Source organism: Streptomyces sp. NPDC059456 (assembly GCF_042750055.1).
Taxonomy (GTDB): Bacteria; Actinomycetota; Actinomycetes; order Streptomycetales; family Streptomycetaceae; genus Streptomyces.
Genome location: NZ_JBHYVA010000103.1, coordinates 1 through 17389 on the forward strand (window position 1 = coordinate 1; position 17389 = coordinate 17389).

At 69.8% G+C, this 17389-nt stretch carries 14 protein-coding genes and 1 tRNA gene; 9 read left to right on the plus strand and 6 right to left on the minus strand.

The features are described 5' to 3' along the window. Window positions 1-156: 156 nt before the first annotated feature. The 6 genes from ACFXA3_RS12285 to ACFXA3_RS12310 all read left to right on the plus strand — a co-directional run bounded on the left by ACFXA3_RS12285 (window position 157) and on the right by ACFXA3_RS12310 (window position 7151). A complete protein-coding gene (locus tag ACFXA3_RS12285; protein ID WP_385185639.1) occupies window positions 157-567 on the plus strand; it encodes a hypothetical protein in 411 nt (136 codons plus the stop codon). Between the two features lie 533 nt (window positions 568-1100). After that, on the plus strand, window positions 1101-2336 hold the full coding sequence (locus ACFXA3_RS12290) for a branched-chain amino acid ABC transporter substrate-binding protein (RefSeq protein ID WP_352212247.1): 1236 nt from the start codon (window positions 1101-1103) through the stop codon (window positions 2334-2336). 270 nt (window positions 2337-2606) lie between these two features. Continuing rightward, on the plus strand, window positions 2607-3539 hold the full coding sequence (locus ACFXA3_RS12295; protein WP_054220619.1) for a branched-chain amino acid ABC transporter permease: 933 nt from the start codon (window positions 2607-2609) through the stop codon (window positions 3537-3539). Window positions 3540-3544: 5 nt separating this feature from the next. Beyond that, complete coding sequence (locus ACFXA3_RS12300; protein WP_385185643.1) at window positions 3545-5269, plus strand: branched-chain amino acid ABC transporter permease; 1725 nt, start codon at window positions 3545-3547, stop codon at window positions 5267-5269. A 5-nt stretch (window positions 5270-5274) separates the two neighbouring features. Then, window positions 5275-6438, plus strand: coding sequence for an ABC transporter ATP-binding protein (locus ACFXA3_RS12305; RefSeq protein WP_385185664.1), 1164 nt, complete (start codon window positions 5275-5277; stop codon window positions 6436-6438). Further along, entirely contained in the window at window positions 6435-7151 is a 717-nt protein-coding gene (locus ACFXA3_RS12310; protein ID WP_054220621.1) for an ABC transporter ATP-binding protein, read from the plus strand. Before ACFXA3_RS12305 ends, ACFXA3_RS12310 begins: the two co-directional genes overlap by 4 nt. A gap of 73 nt (window positions 7152-7224) precedes the next feature. Here the strand turns inward: ACFXA3_RS12310 and ACFXA3_RS12315 are convergent, their stop codons facing one another. After that, complete coding sequence (locus ACFXA3_RS12315) at window positions 7225-7875, minus strand: ANTAR domain-containing response regulator (RefSeq protein WP_385185646.1); 651 nt, start codon at window positions 7873-7875, stop codon at window positions 7225-7227. Between the two features lie 99 nt (window positions 7876-7974). On the opposite strand from ACFXA3_RS12315, the gene ACFXA3_RS12320 reads away from it, so the two are divergent. Further along, a tRNA-Leu gene (locus tag ACFXA3_RS12320) sits at window positions 7975-8049 on the plus strand. 110 nt (window positions 8050-8159) lie between these two features. After that, window positions 8160-8897, plus strand: a complete 738-nt coding sequence (locus ACFXA3_RS12325; protein WP_385185666.1) for a helix-turn-helix domain-containing protein — start codon at window positions 8160-8162, stop codon at window positions 8895-8897. 140 nt (window positions 8898-9037) lie between these two features. On the opposite strand, the gene pyk is transcribed toward ACFXA3_RS12325, so the two are convergent. From pyk to ACFXA3_RS12340, 3 genes are all read right to left on the minus strand, one after another. Next, window positions 9038-10465, minus strand: a complete 1428-nt coding sequence (gene pyk, locus ACFXA3_RS12330; protein WP_385185648.1) for a pyruvate kinase — start codon at window positions 10463-10465, stop codon at window positions 9038-9040. Between the two features lie 150 nt (window positions 10466-10615). Further along, complete coding sequence (locus ACFXA3_RS12335; RefSeq protein WP_385185651.1) at window positions 10616-11128, minus strand: GNAT family N-acetyltransferase; 513 nt, start codon at window positions 11126-11128, stop codon at window positions 10616-10618. Continuing rightward, window positions 11125-11829 carry an SIMPL domain-containing protein gene (locus tag ACFXA3_RS12340; protein ID WP_385185654.1) on the minus strand — a complete coding sequence of 235 codons (705 nt, stop codon included), beginning with the start codon at window positions 11827-11829 and terminating at the stop codon, window positions 11125-11127. The genes ACFXA3_RS12335 and ACFXA3_RS12340 overlap by 4 nt, the downstream gene beginning before the upstream one ends. 144 nt (window positions 11830-11973) lie before the next feature. Between ACFXA3_RS12340 and ACFXA3_RS12345 the strand changes: the two genes are divergently transcribed. After that, window positions 11974-13791, plus strand: a complete 1818-nt coding sequence (locus ACFXA3_RS12345; protein WP_385185657.1) for a bifunctional metallophosphatase/5'-nucleotidase — start codon at window positions 11974-11976, stop codon at window positions 13789-13791. 118 nt (window positions 13792-13909) lie between these two features. On the opposite strand, the gene ACFXA3_RS12350 is transcribed toward ACFXA3_RS12345, so the two are convergent. Then, on the minus strand, window positions 13910-15319 hold the full coding sequence (locus ACFXA3_RS12350) for a lysine N(6)-hydroxylase/L-ornithine N(5)-oxygenase family protein (protein WP_385185660.1): 1410 nt from the start codon (window positions 15317-15319) through the stop codon (window positions 13910-13912). Further along, complete coding sequence (locus tag ACFXA3_RS12355; RefSeq protein ID WP_385185661.1) at window positions 15316-16713, minus strand: pyridoxal phosphate-dependent decarboxylase family protein; 1398 nt, start codon at window positions 16711-16713, stop codon at window positions 15316-15318. Before ACFXA3_RS12355 ends, ACFXA3_RS12350 begins: the two co-directional genes overlap by 4 nt. Window positions 16714-17389: the final 676 nt, after the last annotated feature.

Genomic DNA, 17389 nt, shown 5'->3' on the forward strand with positions numbered 1-17389 from the left:
GCGGCGCCGCCCCCCCCGCCGGGGGGGGGGGGGCGCGGGGGCGGGGGGGGGGCGCCCGCCCCCGCCCCGGCCCCGCAACCGCCCGGAATCCGCCAGTCCGCCCACACCTCCGCACCGCCTGTTGTGTCACCGAAGGTGACGGCCTACCGTCCCCTCATGGGGACCCAGCCACGCATCGCGGCCCGGTACGGCGTCACCGCACTCCTCGCGGCGCTCACCCTGTCCGGATGCTCCACATCCGCACCACCCGCCCCGCAGACCCCGTCAACGCCCGTTTCCAGCCCTTCCTCACCCGCACAGATATGCACAAGTCTGGTGTCCTACTGGGCGAAAGAGACCCTCAAGGGCAGCAAGTGGGCCGGGCTGGACTGGGAGCAGAAGGGCCTGTCCAACGACCAGTACGCCATCCATGAGGACGCGGTCGCCGCAGGCCGCACCGAGGAGCGAACTGCCGGGATGGACAAGGCACTTGAGCTGATCGACCGGTTCGTGGCGCAGCGCTGCGCCGCGCAGAACGGGGCCACGTGGAGCTCCGAGAACTGGCGGCTCCCGAGTCCGGGCGGGTGACCGGAATCCCGTGCACGCTGTCCGGCTTCCGGGCACTCGGCGGCGCATGCCGGATCCGCAGGTCGCGGGCCCTCCGGGACCCGGGACCAAGATCGATCCGCTCGAAGTGGATCAAGAGGAAAAATTACCCTCAGTAATGCCGACGCCCCACAGAATCCCCTTTTTCCCCTGCGGAATGCCACCCGCCGGATTCTTTCGGACACAGCCAGCGACGCAGGGTCCCTTTTGATCAATGACAGGAGCATGAGGCCCTCAAGCCCCTTAGAGGAACGGGGAATTCTCACGATGCGGACATTCCCCGAAGTCGCCAAACGCCCGATCTGTCCGAACTCCCGCCACACATTCTTGGCCTCGGCATAACAAGACAGTCACATCCTCCTTTCCCCGCTCCCCGCGCTCGCCACCTCGGCCTAGAGTCACGGCCAGTCACCGCGCCGCAGGGCGCGACCCAGCACGGCCGTGGACATCCCAGTGCGGCCCGGCGACCCAACGGCACCTCATCTGAGGAGGCCGCGCCAGGGAAAGGAAGAATCGTGCGACACCGTTCTCTGCTCGTCCTCACCACCGTGATCACCACGGGAGCACTGACCCTCACCGCTTGCGGTTCGCGCGACGAGGCGAAGGGCGGGGACAAGGCCGACGGCTCCAAGACCGTCGTCGTCATCGGCGTGGACGCCCCCCTCACCGGCTCGCTCTCCGCGCTCGGCCAGGGCATCAAGAACTCCGTCGACCTCGCGGCCAAGACGGCCAACAAGAACAACGAGGTCCCGGGCATCGAGTTCAAGGTCGAAGCCCTCGACGACCAGGCGGTCCCGGCCTCCGGCCAGGCCAACGCCACCAAGCTCGTCGGCAACAAGGACGTCATCGGCGTCGTCGGCCCCCTGAACTCCGGCGTCGCCCAGTCCATGCAGGGCGTCTTCGGCTCCGCCAACCTCGCGCAGGTCTCCCCCGCCAACACCAACCCCTCGCTCAGCCAGGGCGACAACTGGGGCAAGGGCGAGTTCAAGCGCCCCTTCAAGACCTACTTCCGCACCGCCGCCACCGACGTCGTCCAGGGCAAGTTCGCCGCCCAGTACCTCTTCAAGGACGCCGGCAAGAAGAAGGTCTTCGTCGTCGACGACAAGCAGACCTACGGCGCCGGCCTCGCCGCGATCTTCTCCGACGAGTTCAAGAAGCTCGGCGGCGAGGTCGTCGGCACCGACCACGTCACCGTGAAGGAGACCGACTTCTCCTCCACCGCCGACAAGGTCAAGTCCTCCGGCGCCGACTCCGTCTACTTCGGCGGCCAGTACCCCGAGGGCGGCCTCCTCGCCGACCAGGTCAAGAAGACCGGCGCCAACATCCCGCTCATGGGCGGCGACGGCATCCAGGACCCGGCCTTCATCACCGCCTCCGGCGAGGCCAACGAGGGTGACCTCTCCACCTCCATCGGCTACCCCGTCGAGAAGCTCCCCACCGCCAAGACCTTCATCGCCGACTACCAGGCAGCCGGCTACAAGGACCCCTACGCGGCCTACGGCGGCTACTCCTACGACGCCGGCTGGTCCGTCATCCAGGCCGTCAAGGCCGTCGTCGCCGCCAACAGCGGCAAGCTGCCCACCGACGCCCGCGCCAAGGTCGTCGAGGCGCTCGGCAAGGTCTCCTTCGAAGGCGTGACCGGCAAGGTCGCCTTCGACGAGTACGGCGACACCACCAACAAGCAGCTCACGGTCTACAAGGTCGAGGGCGGCAAGTGGGTCGACGTCAAGAGCGACACCTTCAACCAGTAATTCCCCGGCACCACCCGAAGTACCCGAAGACCCAGGCCGCTCCCGGCCTGATCCTCCCCAAATGAACCACGCCGCGGGGGGGGGGGGGGGGCGCGCGCGCGCGGCGGCCCGCGCCGCCCCCCGCCCCCGCCCCCCCGGCGCGCGCACCGCCACCCACCCCCCCCTCGACCCCCCCGCTCCCCCCCCAACACCCCCCCCCCCCCCCCCCGCCGCCCCACCACCCCCCCCCCCCCCGGACTCATATCCGACACGCACATCGGAGGCCCTGCGGTGCACGAACTGCCGCAACAGCTGGCCAACGGCCTTGCCCTCGGTGCCCTTTATGGCCTCATAGCCATCGGGTACACCATGGTCTACGGCATCGTCCAGCTCATCAACTTCGCCCACGGCGAGATCTTCATGATCGGCGGCTTCGGCGCCGTCACCACCTACGCCGCCCTCCCAAGCGGCACGTCCCTCCTGGTGGCGATACCGCTCATGATCATCGGTGGCGCGATCGCCTCCGTAGCCGTCGCAACCGCGGCGGAACGCTTCGCGTACCGCCCCCTCCGCAACGCCCCCCGACTCGCCCCGCTCATCACCGCGATCGGCCTGTCCATCGTCCTTCAGCAGCTCGTCTGGGGCTTCTACCCCGACGCCAAGAAGGCCGTCAGCTTCCCCGAGTTCACCGGCGAAGCCTTCAAGATCACCTCGAGCCTGTCCATCCAGCGCTCCGACGCCTTCGTCCTCATCCTCGCCCCCCTCTGCATGCTCGCCCTCGGCGCCTTCGTCCAGAAGAGCCGCAGCGGCCGCGCCATGCAGGCCACCGCGCAGGACCCGGACACCGCGAAGCTGATGGGCATCAACACCGACCGCATCATCGTCATGGCCTTCGCCATCGGTGCCGCGTTCGCCGCCGTCGCCGCCGTCGCCTACGGCCTCGACAAGGGCCAGATCAACTTCGAGATGGGCTTCATCCTCGGCCTCAAGGCCTTCACCGCAGCCGTCCTCGGCGGCATCGGCAACATCTACGGCGCCATGGTCGGCGGCATCGTCCTCGGCCTCGCCGAGGCCCTCTCCATCGCCTACATCGAAGACATCCCCGGCATGCAGCAGCTCGGCGGCGGAGCCTGGTCCAACGTCTGGGCCTTCGTACTCCTCATCGTCGTCCTCCTCGTGCGGCCACAAGGCCTCCTCGGCCAGCGCGTCGCGGATAGGGCGTGACAACCATGACCAACGAAGCCACCCTCCCGCTCGACGCCGAAGCCACCGGTGCCACCTCCCGCACCGCGCTGCTCTACGCGATCGTCGGCGGCAGCCTCCTCGCCGTCGTCAGCGCCTTCCTCGCCTGGACCTGGACCACCGAGTTCCCCGGCAACCTCACCATCAACGGCAACCCCGCCCAGCTCCAGCTCCTCACCCTGGTCGGCGCCGTCCTCACCGCCCTGCACGCGCTCTCCGCCCTCGGCATCAAGGGCCTCGGCTGGCTCACCCCCGCCGGCTCGCGCAAGGCGATCTGGATCCTCTCCCTCGGCACCCTCGCGACGACCCTCTTCACGGTCCTCGCCATCGCCTGGGTCCTCGGCGGGCTCGTCCACCTCGAGCCCGGCGCCTACGTGGCCGTCCTCGGAAGCCTGATCCCGGTCCTCGCCGCGTACAAGCTCCCCGACGACACCCGCAAGGCCGCCCCGGCGAAGAAGCTGTCCTCCTGGGCCGAGATCCTGATCATCGTCGCCGTGTTCGCCATCGGCCTCTACGTCGTCACCTTCGGCATCGACACCGACGACAAGGAACCGCAGCTCTTCACCGCGTACCTGATCCTCGTCTCGTTCGCCTCCTTCGCGGTCATGAAGTCCGGCCTCACCCAGCGCCTCAGCGACATCACCGCGAACAACCGCCAGATCACGGTCATCGCCGCCTTCGTCGCAGCCATCGCCTTCCCCCTCACCCAGCAGGGCGGCGACACCTACACGCTGATCGCGGTCAACATCCTGATCTTCGCGACCGTCGCCCTCGGCCTCAACGTCGTCGTCGGCCTCGCCGGCCTCCTCGACCTCGGCTACGTCGCCTTCCTCGGCGTCGGCGCCTACACCGCGGCCCTCGTGTCCGGAAGCGCGTCCTCCGCCTTCCACGTGCACTTCCCCTTCTGGGCCGCGGTCCTCACCGGCGCACTCGCCTCGCTCGTCTTCGGCGTCGTCATCGGCGCACCGACCCTGCGCCTGCGCGGCGACTACCTCGCCATCGTCACCCTCGGCTTCGGAGAAATCTTCCGCATCGCCATGGGCAACCTCGACGGCGTCTCCGGCCCCAAGATCACCAACGGGCCCAACGGCATCACCAACATCCCCGACCTCGAAATCTTCGGATGGAACTTCGGGGAGTCCCACACCGTCGCAGGCATCACGCTCGGCGCCTACGCCAACTACTACATGCTGATGCTGCTCGCGATGGTCGTCGTGGTCGTCGTCTTCAGCCGCGCCGGCAGCAGCCGCATCGGCCGCGCCTGGGTCGCCATCCGCGAGGACGAGACCGCCGCCACCGCCATGGGCATCAACGGCTTCCGCGTCAAGCTGATCGCCTTCGCCCTCGGCGCCACCCTCGCCGGCCTCGCCGGCACCGTCCAGGCCCACGTCCAGCACACCGTGGTCCCCGAGATGTACCAGTTCGCCGGCCCCGTGCCCCCGAACTCCGCGTTCCTCCTCGCCGCCGTCATCCTCGGCGGCATGGGAACCATCCGCGGCCCCATCCTCGGCGCCGCACTCCTCTTCCTGATCCCGGCCAAGCTGTCCTTCCTCCAGGACTACCAGCTCCTCGGCTTCGGCATCGCCCTCATCATCCTGATGCGCTTCCGCCCCGAAGGCCTCATCGCCAACAAGCGCGCGCAGCTGGAGTACCACGACGACACCGCTGACCAGGCCCCCGCGGACCTGGCCACCGCCAAGGCTGGTGCGTGAACACCATGACGACCACCACCGACACCACCCCCGCCCCCGCCGCCACCCCGGCCGGCGAGACCGTCCTCGAAGCCAGCGGCGTCACCATGCGCTTCGGCGGCCTCACCGCCGTCCGCTCCGTCGACCTCAAGGTCAACGCAGGCGAGATCGTCGGCCTCATCGGCCCCAACGGCGCCGGCAAGACCACCTTCTTCAACTGCCTCACCGGGCTGTACATCCCCACCGAGGGAACCGTCAGCTACAAGGGCACCGTCCTGCCGCCCAAGCCCCACCTCGTCACCAAGGCAGGCATCGCCCGCACCTTCCAGAACATCCGGCTCTTCTCCAACATGACCGTCCTGGAGAACGTCCTCGTGGGACGCCACACCCGGACCAAGGAAGGCCTCTGGTCGGCGCTCCTGCGCGGCCCCGGCTTCAAGAAGGCCGAAGCCGCCAGCGAAGCCCGCGCCATGGAACTCCTGGAGTTCATCGGCCTGGAGCACAAGGCACAGCACCTCGCCAAGAACCTCCCCTACGGCGAGCAGCGCAAGCTCGAAATCGCCCGCGCCCTCGCCAGCGACCCCGGCCTCCTGCTCCTCGACGAGCCCACCGCCGGCATGAACCCGCAGGAAACCCGCGCTGCCGAAGAACTCATCTTCGCCATCCGCGACATGGGCATCGCCGTCCTCGTCATCGAGCACGACATGCGCTTCATCTTCAACCTCTGCGACCGCGTCGCCTGTCTCGTCCAGGGCGAGAAGCTCATCGAGGGCACCGCGGCCGAAGTCCAGGGCGACGAGCGCGTCATCGCCGCCTACCTCGGCGAGCCCTTCGAAGGCGACCCGGGCGCGGCGGAAGCCGCCGCGGTCGAGGCCGCGGAAGAGCGGACCGAGACCGAGGCACCGGCGGAGGCCGAGGCACCGGCCGAGGCTGAGGCACCGGCTGAGGCTGAGGCACCGGCTGAGGCTGACGCACCGGCAGAGGCCGCGGCCGAGGCTGAAGCTGAGGCTGAGGCTGAGGCTGAGGCTGAAGCCGACACCGAGGCTGCCGCCGACGCACCGGCGGAAGCCGAGGCCGAAGCAGCGACCGACGCCGACGCACCGGCCGAGCCCGCGCCCGCGGCCGAGACCGACGCGGACAGCGCCACCGGCACCACCAGCACCACCAGCACGGACGGAGACCCCAAGTGACCGCACTGCTCGAGGTCAACGACCTCAAGGTCGCCTACGGCAAGATCGAAGCCGTCAAGGGCATCTCCTTCAAGGTCAACCAGGGCGAAATCGTCTGCCTCGTCGGCACCAACGGCGCCGGCAAGACGACCACCCTGCGCACCCTCTCCGGCCTGCTCAAGCCCGCCGGCGGCACCATCACCTTCGACGGCAAGCCGCTCGCACAGGTCCCCGCCCACAAGATCGTCTCCCTGGGCCTCGCCCACTCCCCCGAGGGACGCCACATCTTCCCCCGGCTGACGATCGCCGAGAACCTCCAGCTCGGCGCCTTCCTCCGCAGTGACAAGGAAGGCATCGAGAAGGACATCGAGCGCGCCTACGAGATGTTCCCCATCCTGGGCGAACGCCGCAAGCAGGCCGCCGGCACCCTCTCGGGCGGTGAGCAGCAGATGCTCGCCATGGGCCGGGCCCTGATGTCCCAGCCCAAGCTCCTCATGCTGGACGAGCCCTCCATGGGCCTCTCCCCGCTGATGATGCAGAAGATCATGGCGACCATCGCCGAGCTCAAGGCCACGGGCACCACCATCCTGCTCGTCGAGCAGAACGCCCAGGCCGCCCTCTCGCTGGCCGACCAGGCCCACGTGATGGAGATCGGCAAGATCGTGCTCTCCGGCACCGGCCAGGAACTCCTCCACAACGAGGACGTCCGCAAGGCCTACCTCGGCGAGGACTGATCCCGCACCACCCGCACGGACGTGAGGCCCGCCACCGGATTCCGGGGGGGGGCCTCACGCGTACGCGCACCCGCTACTTCGCGGCGTTCTTCTTCTCCTCGGCGTCCTCGATGACCGCCTCGGCAACCTGCTGCATGGACATGCGGCGGTCCATGGAGGTCTTCTGGATCCACCGGAACGCGGCCGGCTCGGTCAGCCCGTACTGCGTCTGCAGGATGCTCTTGGCGCGGTCCACGAGCTTGCGCGTCTCCAGCCGCTGGGAGAGGTCCGCGACCTCCTTCTCCAGCGCCTTCAGCTCCGCGAACCGCGACACGGCCATCTCGATCGCCGGCACGACGTCGCTCTTGCTGAACGGCTTCACCAGGTACGCCATGGCGCCGGCGTCCCGCGCCCGCTCGACGAGGTCGCGCTGCGAGAACGCCGTCAGCATCAGGACCGGCGCGATGGACTCCTCCGCGATCTTCTCGGCCGCGGAGATCCCGTCCAGGACCGGCATCTTCACGTCGAGGATCACCAGGTCGGGGCGGTGCTCTCGGGCCAGCTCGACGGCGGTCTGCCCATCGCCGGCCTCGCCGACCACGGAGTAGCCCTCCTCTTCGAGCATCTCCTTGAGGTCGAGACGGATGAGCGCCTCGTCCTCGGCGATGACGACGCGGGTCGTCAGCGGCGGAACGTGCGGCTGGTCGGCGTCGGGCGTGGGCGTCGACTCGTGCTCGGCGGTCACGATGGCTCCTCGGTGCGGGGCATAACAAGCTCCCCCGAGCCTACCTAGCTGCGGTAAGGTGGACTCGCAGCGGGTCGGGGGTAACCTTTGATTCGTTGGGCCCCGGTAGCCCAATTGGCAGCAGGCGATGGATTCAAAACCCATTCAGTGTCGGTTCGAGTCCGACCCGGGGCACTTTCCTTCTTTTCCAAGGTCACGCGATATTCGCGTGACCTTCGCTCGTTTCGGCGAAGCTCACCGGAATACGCCACGTGAGCGAATTGCGCACGTGCAGCGTCGACCACATGTACGACGTGGCCACGCGCAGGCACGCACTGGATCTGCTCGCCGACGGGCGCAGCATGAACGCGGTCAGCAAGGAAACGGGGATATCCCGCTCCGCCATCCGGGGATGGCGGTCCCGGCTGGAACCCCTCCCCCGCCTGCTCCCGCAGGCCGAACCCTGTGCACCGCCGGCCGACCAGGCCTCGTACGCGTACTTGCTGGGCCTCTACCTCGGCGACGGCTGCATCAGCCCGCACCCCCGCGGCGGGCACCAGCTGCGGATCGCCTGCGCCGACGCGTGGCCGGGGCTGATCGAGCTGTGCCGCGCAGCGATCACCGCCGTGCGACCCGACCACAAGGCCTACGTGCTGCAGCGCCAGGGCTGCGTCGCCGTCACCAGCTACGGACGGCACTGGACCTGCCTGTTCCCCCAGCACGGGTCCGGCCGGAAACACGAGCGGCGGATCGCCCTCGAAGGATGGCAGCGGGAGATCGTCGACGCCCACCCATGGGAGTTCGTCCGGGGGCTGATCCACTCCGACGGGTGCCGGATCACCAACTGGACCGTGCGCAACGGCAAGCGGTACGAGTACCCGCGGTACTTCTTCACGAACAAATCGGCCGACATCATCGGTCTCCTGACCGGCACGCTGGACCGCCTCGGCGTGGAGTGGAGGCAGGCCAATGCCCGCAACGTCTCCGTAGCCCGAAAGGGCTCCGTGGCCCTCATGGACGCCCACGTCGGGCCGAAGTACTAGCCGACTCGGCCGAGGGCCCCGCTGCGGGTTTCGAGGGGTGAGCCGGAACCGGTCGTCCGGCGGGTGTGGTTCATGGCGGCGTGATTCCAGAGCGGCCGCGTCGGGCGGGAGGGGCCCGACGCGGTGGGTGTGCGGGCGGGTCAGCGTACGGGGTCGCCGATGTGGTGGACGCGGACCAGGTTGGTGGATCCGGTGACTCCGGGGGGCGAGCCGGCGGTGATGACGACGACGTCGCCGGGTACGCAGCGGCCGATGCGCAGGAGTTCCTCTTCGACCTGGGCGACCATCGCGTCGGTGGAGTCGACGTGGGGGCCGAGGAAGGTTTCGACGCCCCAGGTGAGGTTGAGCTGGGAGCGGGTGGCGGGGTCGGGGGTGAAGGCGAGGAGGGGGATGGGCGAGCGGTAGCGGGAGAGGCGGCGGACGGTGTCTCCGCTCTGGGTGAAGGCGACGAGGAATTTGGCGCCGAGGAAGTCGCCCATTTCGGCGGCTGCGCGGGCGACGGCTCCGCCTTGGGTGCGGGGCTTGCTGCGTTCGGTGAGGGGCGGGAGGCCCTTGGCGAGGATGTCCTCTTCGGCGGCCTCGACGATGCGGGACATCGTCTTGACGGTTTCGACGGGGTATTTGCCGACGCTGGTTTCGCCGCTGAGCATGACGGCGTCGGTGCCGTCGATGACGGCGTTGGCGACGTCGGAGGCTTCGGCGCGGGTGGGCCGGGAGTTGTCGATCATCGAGTCGAGCATCTGGGTGGCGACGATGACGGGTTTGGCGTTGCGCTTGGCGAGTTTGACGGCGCGCTTTTGGACGATGGGGACTTGTTCGAGGGGCATTTCGACGCCGAGGTCGCCGCGGGCGACCATGATGCCGTCGAAAGCGGCGACGATGTCGTCGATGTTTTCGACGGCCTGGGGCTTTTCGATCTTGGCGATGACGGGGAGGCGGCGGCCCTCTTCGTCCATGATGCGGTGGACGTCCTCGATGTCGCTGCCGCTGCGGACGAAGGAGAGGGCGATGACGTCGGCGCCGGTGCGCAGGGCCCAGCGGAGGTCTTCGATGTCCTTGTCGGAGAGGGCGGGGACGGAGACGGCCACGCCGGGGAGGTTGAGGCCCTTGTGGTCGGAGACCATGCCGCCTTCGATGACGCGGGTGTGGACGCGGGGTCCTTCGACGGCGGTGACTTCGAGGGTGACGCGGCCGTCGTCGACGAGGATGCGTTCGCCGGTGGTGACGTCGGTGGCGAGGCCCTTGTAGGTGGTTCCGCAGGTGTGGCGGTCGCCTTGGACGTCTTCGACGGTGATGGTGAATTCGTCGCCGCGTTCAAGGAGTACGGGGCCTTCGGCGAATCGGCCGAGGCGGATCTTCGGGCCTTGAAGGTCTGCGAGGATGCCGACGCTGCGGCCGGTTTCGTCGGCGGCTTTGCGTACGCGCTGCTGGCGGTCTTCGTGTTCGGCGTAGGTGCCGTGGCTGAGGTTGAGGCGGGCGATGTCCATTCCGGCTTCGACCAGGGCTTTGATCTGGTCGTATGAGTCGGTGGCGGGGCCCAGGGTACATACGATTTTTGCTCGTCGCATGGGGCGAGGGTATGCCCCTACCAGGCAGTAGGAAATTGGTTCCGGGTGTCCACTCAACAACCTTTGGGCAAAAGGTTGTTGACAATTGTTGAATGTGCATGGGGGTGCTCTGATGAGCACCCCCGGACACGTTCTCGTGCGCGATTTCGGTCAGCTCGTGGGGGTGAGGGTGCGCTCGTAGCGGATGCCGGGGCGGCCGTCGACGGTGGGGGTGCCGACCTGGACGAATCCGTTGCGCGTCAGCACGGTCCGGGAGGCCGCGTTGTCGAGGGTGGTGACGGCGGTGAGGCGGGTGAGGCCGTACGTCTCGGCGGCGAGTCGGCAGATTTCGGTGACGGCGGCGGTGGCGAGGCCGCGGCCGGCTGCGTGTTCGCCGATGCGGTAGCCGAGTTCGGCGCTGCCGTCTTCGATGTCGACGAGGTTGACGCGGCCGGCGACGGCTGCGTCGTGGGTGATGACGAGGTGGAACCGGGAGAGGCCGGTGTCCTGTTCGTCGAGGAGGGCCTGGTGGCGGGCGGTGAATTCGGTGAAGTAGGCGTCGCCGCGGTCGGGGACGGTGCGGGCGAACCAGGCCCGGTTCTCGCGTTCGAAGGCGAGGAGGGCGGGGGCGTGTTCGGCGCGCAGCGGTTCCAGGGTCCACGGGCCCTGCCGGGTGGCGTTCACAGCTGGGGCGGGGTCATGGTGAAGCGGGCGTTCACCTGGGCGTGCACGGTCTGGCGTTGGGGTTCGAGATCGAGGGGCGGGGCTGTGGTCTCGTCGGTGGTGCTGAAGGCCATGGTGCGCATGCCGGCGCCGGGGGCGGCGGCCTGGAAGGGGAGGGCGTTCTCGACGCCGAGGTCGGCGAGTTCGACGAGGGCGGCGAGGTCGGCGCCGAGGGCGGTGGCGTATTCGCGGGCGCGCTGGACGGCTTCGAGTACGGCTTGGCGGCGGGCTTCGCCGTGTGCGGGTGAGGTGGGGCGCAGGGCCCACCAGGGGCCGTCGACGCTGGTGAGTTCGAGGTCGGCGAGGCGGGTGGTGAGTTCGCCGAGGGCGGTGAAGTCGCCGAGTTCGGCGGTGATGCGGACGCTGCCGTGGTAGGCGCGGATGCGTTCGGCGCGGCCGTGGCGGGTGAGTTCGGGGTTGATGGAGAAGGCGCCGGTTTCGAGTTTCTCGATGGCGTCGCCGTAGCTCTTGACGAGGTCGAGGACGGTGTTGTTGCGGCGGGTGAGGTCTTCGAGTGCGGTGCGGCGGTCGGTGCCGCGGGCGGTGACGGTGATGCCGATGCGGGCGATTTCGGGGTCGACTTCGAGGCGGGCTTCGCCGCGGACGGCCACGCGGGGCACTTCGGGGGTGCCGTAGGGCTGGTGTGCGGGGTCTTGGGTCATGGTTTCCACTGTCGCACTGCGGTGTGGGCGGGTCGGTGGTCATCGGATCGAAACCTGCTGGGGGTGTTGCGGGTTGTTACCGATCGGTCAGAATCTACGCGCGTTGTTAGCGCGCGTTGTTCACGCCTCACAAGGGGAGATGGCATGGCGTTCGACCGTAGGACGTTTCTGGGTACTTCGGCGGCCACGGGTGCCGCTGTCGCGCTGGCGGGGGCCACGAGCTCTCCGGCTGCGGCGGCCGGGGAGGCTTCGGGGGTTGCCGGGGAGGCTTCGGCGAAGTCGCGGACGTACTCGTTCACGGTGATGGGTACGACCGATCTGCACGGGAACGTCTTCAACTGGGACTACTTCACGGACAAGGAGTTCGACGACAAGGCCCACAACGATGTCGGTCTGGCGAAGATCTCGACGCTGGTGAACCAGGTGCGGGCGGAGAAGGGGCGCTGCAACACCCTGATGATCGATGCGGGTGACACGATCCAGGGGACGCAGCTGTCGTACTACTACGCGAAGGTGGATCCGATCACCGCGCGGCGTGGTCCGGTGCATCCGATGGCGCAGGCGATGAACGCGATCGGGTACGACGCGGCGGCGCTCGGGAACCACGAGTTCAATTACGGGATCCCGGTGCTGCGCAAGTTCGAGGAGCAGTGTGATTTTCCGCTGCTCGGGGCGAATGCGCTGGATGCGAAGACGTTGCGGCCGGCGTTCGCCCCGTACAGCATGCACCGGTTGCGGACGCCGCACGGGCGTGATGTGAAGGTGGCGGTGCTGGGGTTGACGAACCCGGGGATCGCGATCTGGGACAAGGCGAACGTGCAGGGGAAGATGACGTTCCCGGGTCTGGAGGAGCAGGCGGCGAAGTACGTGCCGAAGCTGCGGTCGATGGGTGCGGACGTGGTGATCGTGTCGGCGCATTCGGGTTCGAGCGGTACGTCTTCGTACGGTGACCAGCTGCCGTACATCGAGAACGCGGCGGCCCTGGTGGCGGAGCAGGTGCCGGGGATCGACGCGATCCTGGTGGGGCACGCGCACACGGAGATCCCGGAGTACCGGGTGAAGAACAGGGCGACCGGCAAGGACGTGGTGCTGTCGGAGCCGCTGAAGTGGGGTCAGCGGCTGACGCTGTTCGACTTCGAGCTGTCGTGGTCGAAGGGCTGCTGGTCGGTGGCGAAGGTGTCGGCGAAGGTGCTGAACTCGAACACGGTGGCCGAGGACCCGAAGATCGTGCGGCTGTTGTCGGACGAGCACAAGAAGGTCGTGGCGTACGTCAACCAGGTGATCGGTACGTCGACGCAGGCGATGTCGTCGGCGGAGGGGCCGGTCAAGGACGTCGCGATCATCGATCTGATCAGCCACGTGCAGGTGGAGACGGTGAAGGCGGCGCTGGCGGGCGGGGAGTACGCGGCGCTGCCGGTGCTGTCGCAGGCCTCGTGCTTCTCGCGGACGGCGGCGATTCCGGCGGGTCAGGTGACGATCAAGGATGCGGCGGGTCTGTACCCGTTCGAGAACACCCTCGAGGCACGGGTGCTGACGGGTGCGCAGCTGAAGGACTACCTGGAGTTCTCGGCGCGGTATTACGTGCGGACGGCTCCGGGTGAGGTGGTGGACCCGGCGAAGATCACGAATTCGGAGGCGACGCCGGATTACAACTACGACGCGGTGTACGGGCTGGCGTACGACATCGACATCGCGCAGCCGGCGGGTTCGCGGATCGTGAACCTGTCGTTCGGCGGGCAGCCGGTGGACCCGGCGGCGCGGTTCGTGCTGGCGGTGAACAACTACCGGGCGTCGGGTGGCGGGAACTTCCCGCACGTGCCGCAGGCGAAGCAGGTGTGGGCGAACTCGGAGGAGATCCGCAACACGATCATCCAGTGGGTGAAGGCGAAGGGGACGATCGATCCGGCGCAGTTCGCTTCGGTGGACTGGCGGCTGACGCGGGCCGGGGTTCCGGTGTTCTAGTCGGTCCGTTCGGTTTCGGTCCGTTCGGTCCGGTTCGGGTGGCCGGGTCCTGCTGTGGCAGGGCCCGGCTGCTTGCGTTCGGGGGCCTGGCGTGGGGCACGGGGTCGATCGGGGGGCCTCAGGGGTGGTCGACGAGGGGGCGGAGTTCGACGGTGGGGGCGGGGCGGCTGTGTTCGCGTTGTTCGAGGCCGAAGGTGGTGAAGGCGGTGCGGGTGGGCTGGGGGTACGGCTCTTTGCCGGTGAGGGTGTTGAGGATGGCGGCGCTGCGCCAGGCGGCGAGGCCGAGGTCGGGGGCGCCGACGCCGTGGGTGTGGCGTTCGCCGTTCTGGACGAAGACGCTGCCGGTGACGGAGGGGTCGCAGATCATGCGGTGGTTCTCGTCGATGCGGGGGCGGCCGGCGGAGTCCTTGCGCAGGTAGGGGTCGAGGCCTGCGAGGAGGCCGGTGAGGGGGCGTTCCCGGTAGCCGGTGGCGAGGACGACGGCGTCGGTGGTGAGGCGGGAGCGGGTGCCTTGCTGGATGTGTTCGAGGTGGAGTTCGACCTTGGTGGTGGCGACGCGGCCGGCGGTGCGGACGCTGACTCCGGGGGTGAGGACGACGTCGGGCCAGCCTCCGTGGAGGGTGCGGCGGTACAGCTCGTCGTGGATGGCGGTGATGGTGGCGGCGTCGATGCCCTTGTGGAGTTGCCATTGGGCGGGGACGAGCTGGTCGCGTACGGGTTCGGGGAGGGCGTGGAAGTAGCGGGTGTAGTCGGGGGTGAAGTGTTCGAGGCCGAGCTTGGAGTACTCCATGGGGGCGAAGGAGGGGGTGCGGGCGAGCCAGGCGAGGCGTTCGCGGCCGACGGGGCGGGTGCGGAGGAGGTCGAGGAAGACCTCGGCTCCGGATTGGCCCGATCCGATGACGGTGACGTGGTCGGCGCCGAGGATGCGCCGGCGGTTGTCGAGGTAGTCGGCGGAGTGGACGACGGGGACGGTGGGGGCGTCGGCGAGGGGCCGCAGGGGTTCGGGGACGTAGGGGGCGGTGCCGATGCCGAGGGCGAGGTTGCGGGTGTGGGTGCGGCCGAGGGCCTCGGCTTCGCCGTCGGTGTCGAGTTGGGTGTAGTCGACTTCGAAGAGGTCGCGTTCGGGGTTCCAGCGGACGGCGTCGACCTGGTGGCCGAAGTGGAGTCCGGGGAGGCGGCCGGCGACCCAGCGGCAGTAGGCGTCGTATTCGGCGCGGTGGGTGTGGAACTGCTCGGCGAAGTAGAAGGGGAAGAGACGTTCCTTGTGCTTGAGGTAGTTGAGGAAGGTCCAGGGGCTGGTGGGGTCGGCGAGGGTGACGAGGTCGGCGAGGAAGGGGACCTGGAGGGTGGTGCCGTCGATGAGGAGCCCGGGGTGCCAGCGGAAGTCGTGGCGTTGGTCGTAGAAGGCGGTGGCGAGTTCGCCTGCTCCTTGGTGGGGGAGGCCGTGGGCGAGGGCGGCGAGGGACAGGTTGAAGGGGCCGATGCCGATTCCGACGAGGTCGTGGGGTGCATCGAGCTGGGCGGTCATCGGTGGGTGCTGCCTTCCAGGAGGGTGACGAGGGTGGCCAGGTCCTGCGCGGTGGTGTGGGGGTTGAGCAGGGTGGCTTTGAGCCAGAGGCGGCCGTCGGCGGTGGCGCGGCCGAGTACGGCGTGACCGTCGAGGAGGAGGGTGCGGCGCAGGGCGGCGAGGTGGGTGTCGTCGGTGTGGGCGGGGCGGAAGAGGACGGTGCTGATGGTGGGTGGGGCGTGGAGTTCGAAGTGGGGGTGGGCGTCGAGGAGGCGGGCGAGGTGGTGGGCGAGGTCGCAGGTGCGGTCGATGAGGCGGGCGAGGCCGTCGCGGCCGAGTGAACGCAGGGTGGTGGCGATTTTGAGGGCGTCGGGGCGCCGGGTGGTGCGCAGGGAGCGGCCGAGGAGGTCGGGGAAGCCCGCTTCGGTGTCGTCGGGGGCGTTGAGGTAGTCGGCCTGGTGGGCGAGGGGGGCCAGCAGGGCGGTGTCGGGGACGGCGAGGAGGCCTGCGGCGACGGGCTGCCAGCCGAGTTTGTGCAGGTCGACGGTGAGCGAGTGGGCGCGGCCGAGACCGCTGAGGCGGGGGCGGTGGCGGGGGCTGAGGGCGAGGAGGCCGCCGTAGGCGGCGTCGATGTGGAGCTCGGCGCCGTACTGCTCGCACACGTCGGCGAGGGGTTCGAGGGGGTCGATCAGGCCGGCGTCGGTGGTGCCGGCGGTGGCGGTGACGAGGACGGGTGCGGGGGTGGTGGCGAGGGCTTCGGCGAGGGTGGCGGGGTCGTGGGTGCCGGCGGGGGTCGCCAGGGCTCGGGCGGGCGGCAGTCCGAGGAGCCAGGCGGCGCGGGGCACGGAGTGGTGGGCATTGGCTCCGTGCAGGACGGTGAGGCCGGGGCCGTGGCGTTCGCGGGCGAGGAGGAGGGCTAGCTGGTTGGCTTCGGTGCCGCCGGTGGTGATGAGGGCGTCGGGGGCGGGGGTGTCGTAGAACTCGGCGGCGAGGGTGCGGGTGAGGAGCGCTTCGATCGCGGAGGCGGCGGGGGCCTGGTCCCAGGAGTCGAGGGAGGGGTTGAGGGCGGCGGCGGCGAGGTCGGCGGCGGCCGCGACGGCGAGGGGCGGGCCGTGGAGGTGGGCGGCGCACAGGGGGTCGGCCGGGTCGGCGGCGCCGGCGGCGAGCGTGTGCACGAGGGTCCGCAGCGCCTCGTGGTCGCCGGTGCCGTGGGCGGGGAGTACGTCGCCCAGTGCGGCGGCGACGCGGGCCGCGAGGGCGTCGGGGCCGCCGGCCGGGATCGGCCCGCCGCGCTCCCGGGCTCCGCTGTGCAGGGCGTCGAGGACGGTGTCGAGCAGGGGGCGCAGGGCGGTGGCGCCGCCGCGGCCGCCGGCGAGCAGGGGCAGCGGGGGTGGGGTGCCGGGCGGGGCTGTCATGCGGTGTCCTCACGGGAACGGGTCTGCGGCAGGGGCCGGCCCTGTCGTGGGGTGCCAGGCGGCGGGCGCTGCTGCGGTGACAGCCGGGGGGCCCGACGGGTACAACGACCAGACCCGAATGGGGTAACCACCGGGCTTTGCCACCGGGCCGGGACCCGATCCGGAACGAACCCGGACCGAACCCGGGGGACCGGGCTCGGCGAGGACCGAACCGGACGCCGGCCCGGGCACCCGCACTCCGGTCCGAGCCCGGGGGCTGCGCCGCAGACCGGAAACCCGAGGTCCGAGCCCCCCGGGCCGATCCGGGAGCCGCGGAGCCGGCAGGAAACGGGCCCGGACTCCGGGCTGGGCCAGTCCTGCGGCACACCGCGGACCGGGTCGCGGGTCGCAGGCCGCAGGCCGCAGGGCCGGGAACCGGGTCGCAGGCCGCAGGCCGGGAACCGGCCCGGAGTCCGATCCGGCTGCCGAGCAGCGGGGCGAACGCCCCGCGGCCGGCGGGCGGCGAGAGCCGGGTCCGGACCTGGTCGGGCCGCGCCCCGCGCCGGAGGCCGCGGACCGGACCCGCCGACCCGGGATCCGGGCCGCGTTCGGAATGGACCCGATGCCCGGGAGCCGGGCTGGGCCGAGAACCCGGGAGTGGGGCCGGAGGCCGTCCGGCCCGCCGGGGGGGCCGGAC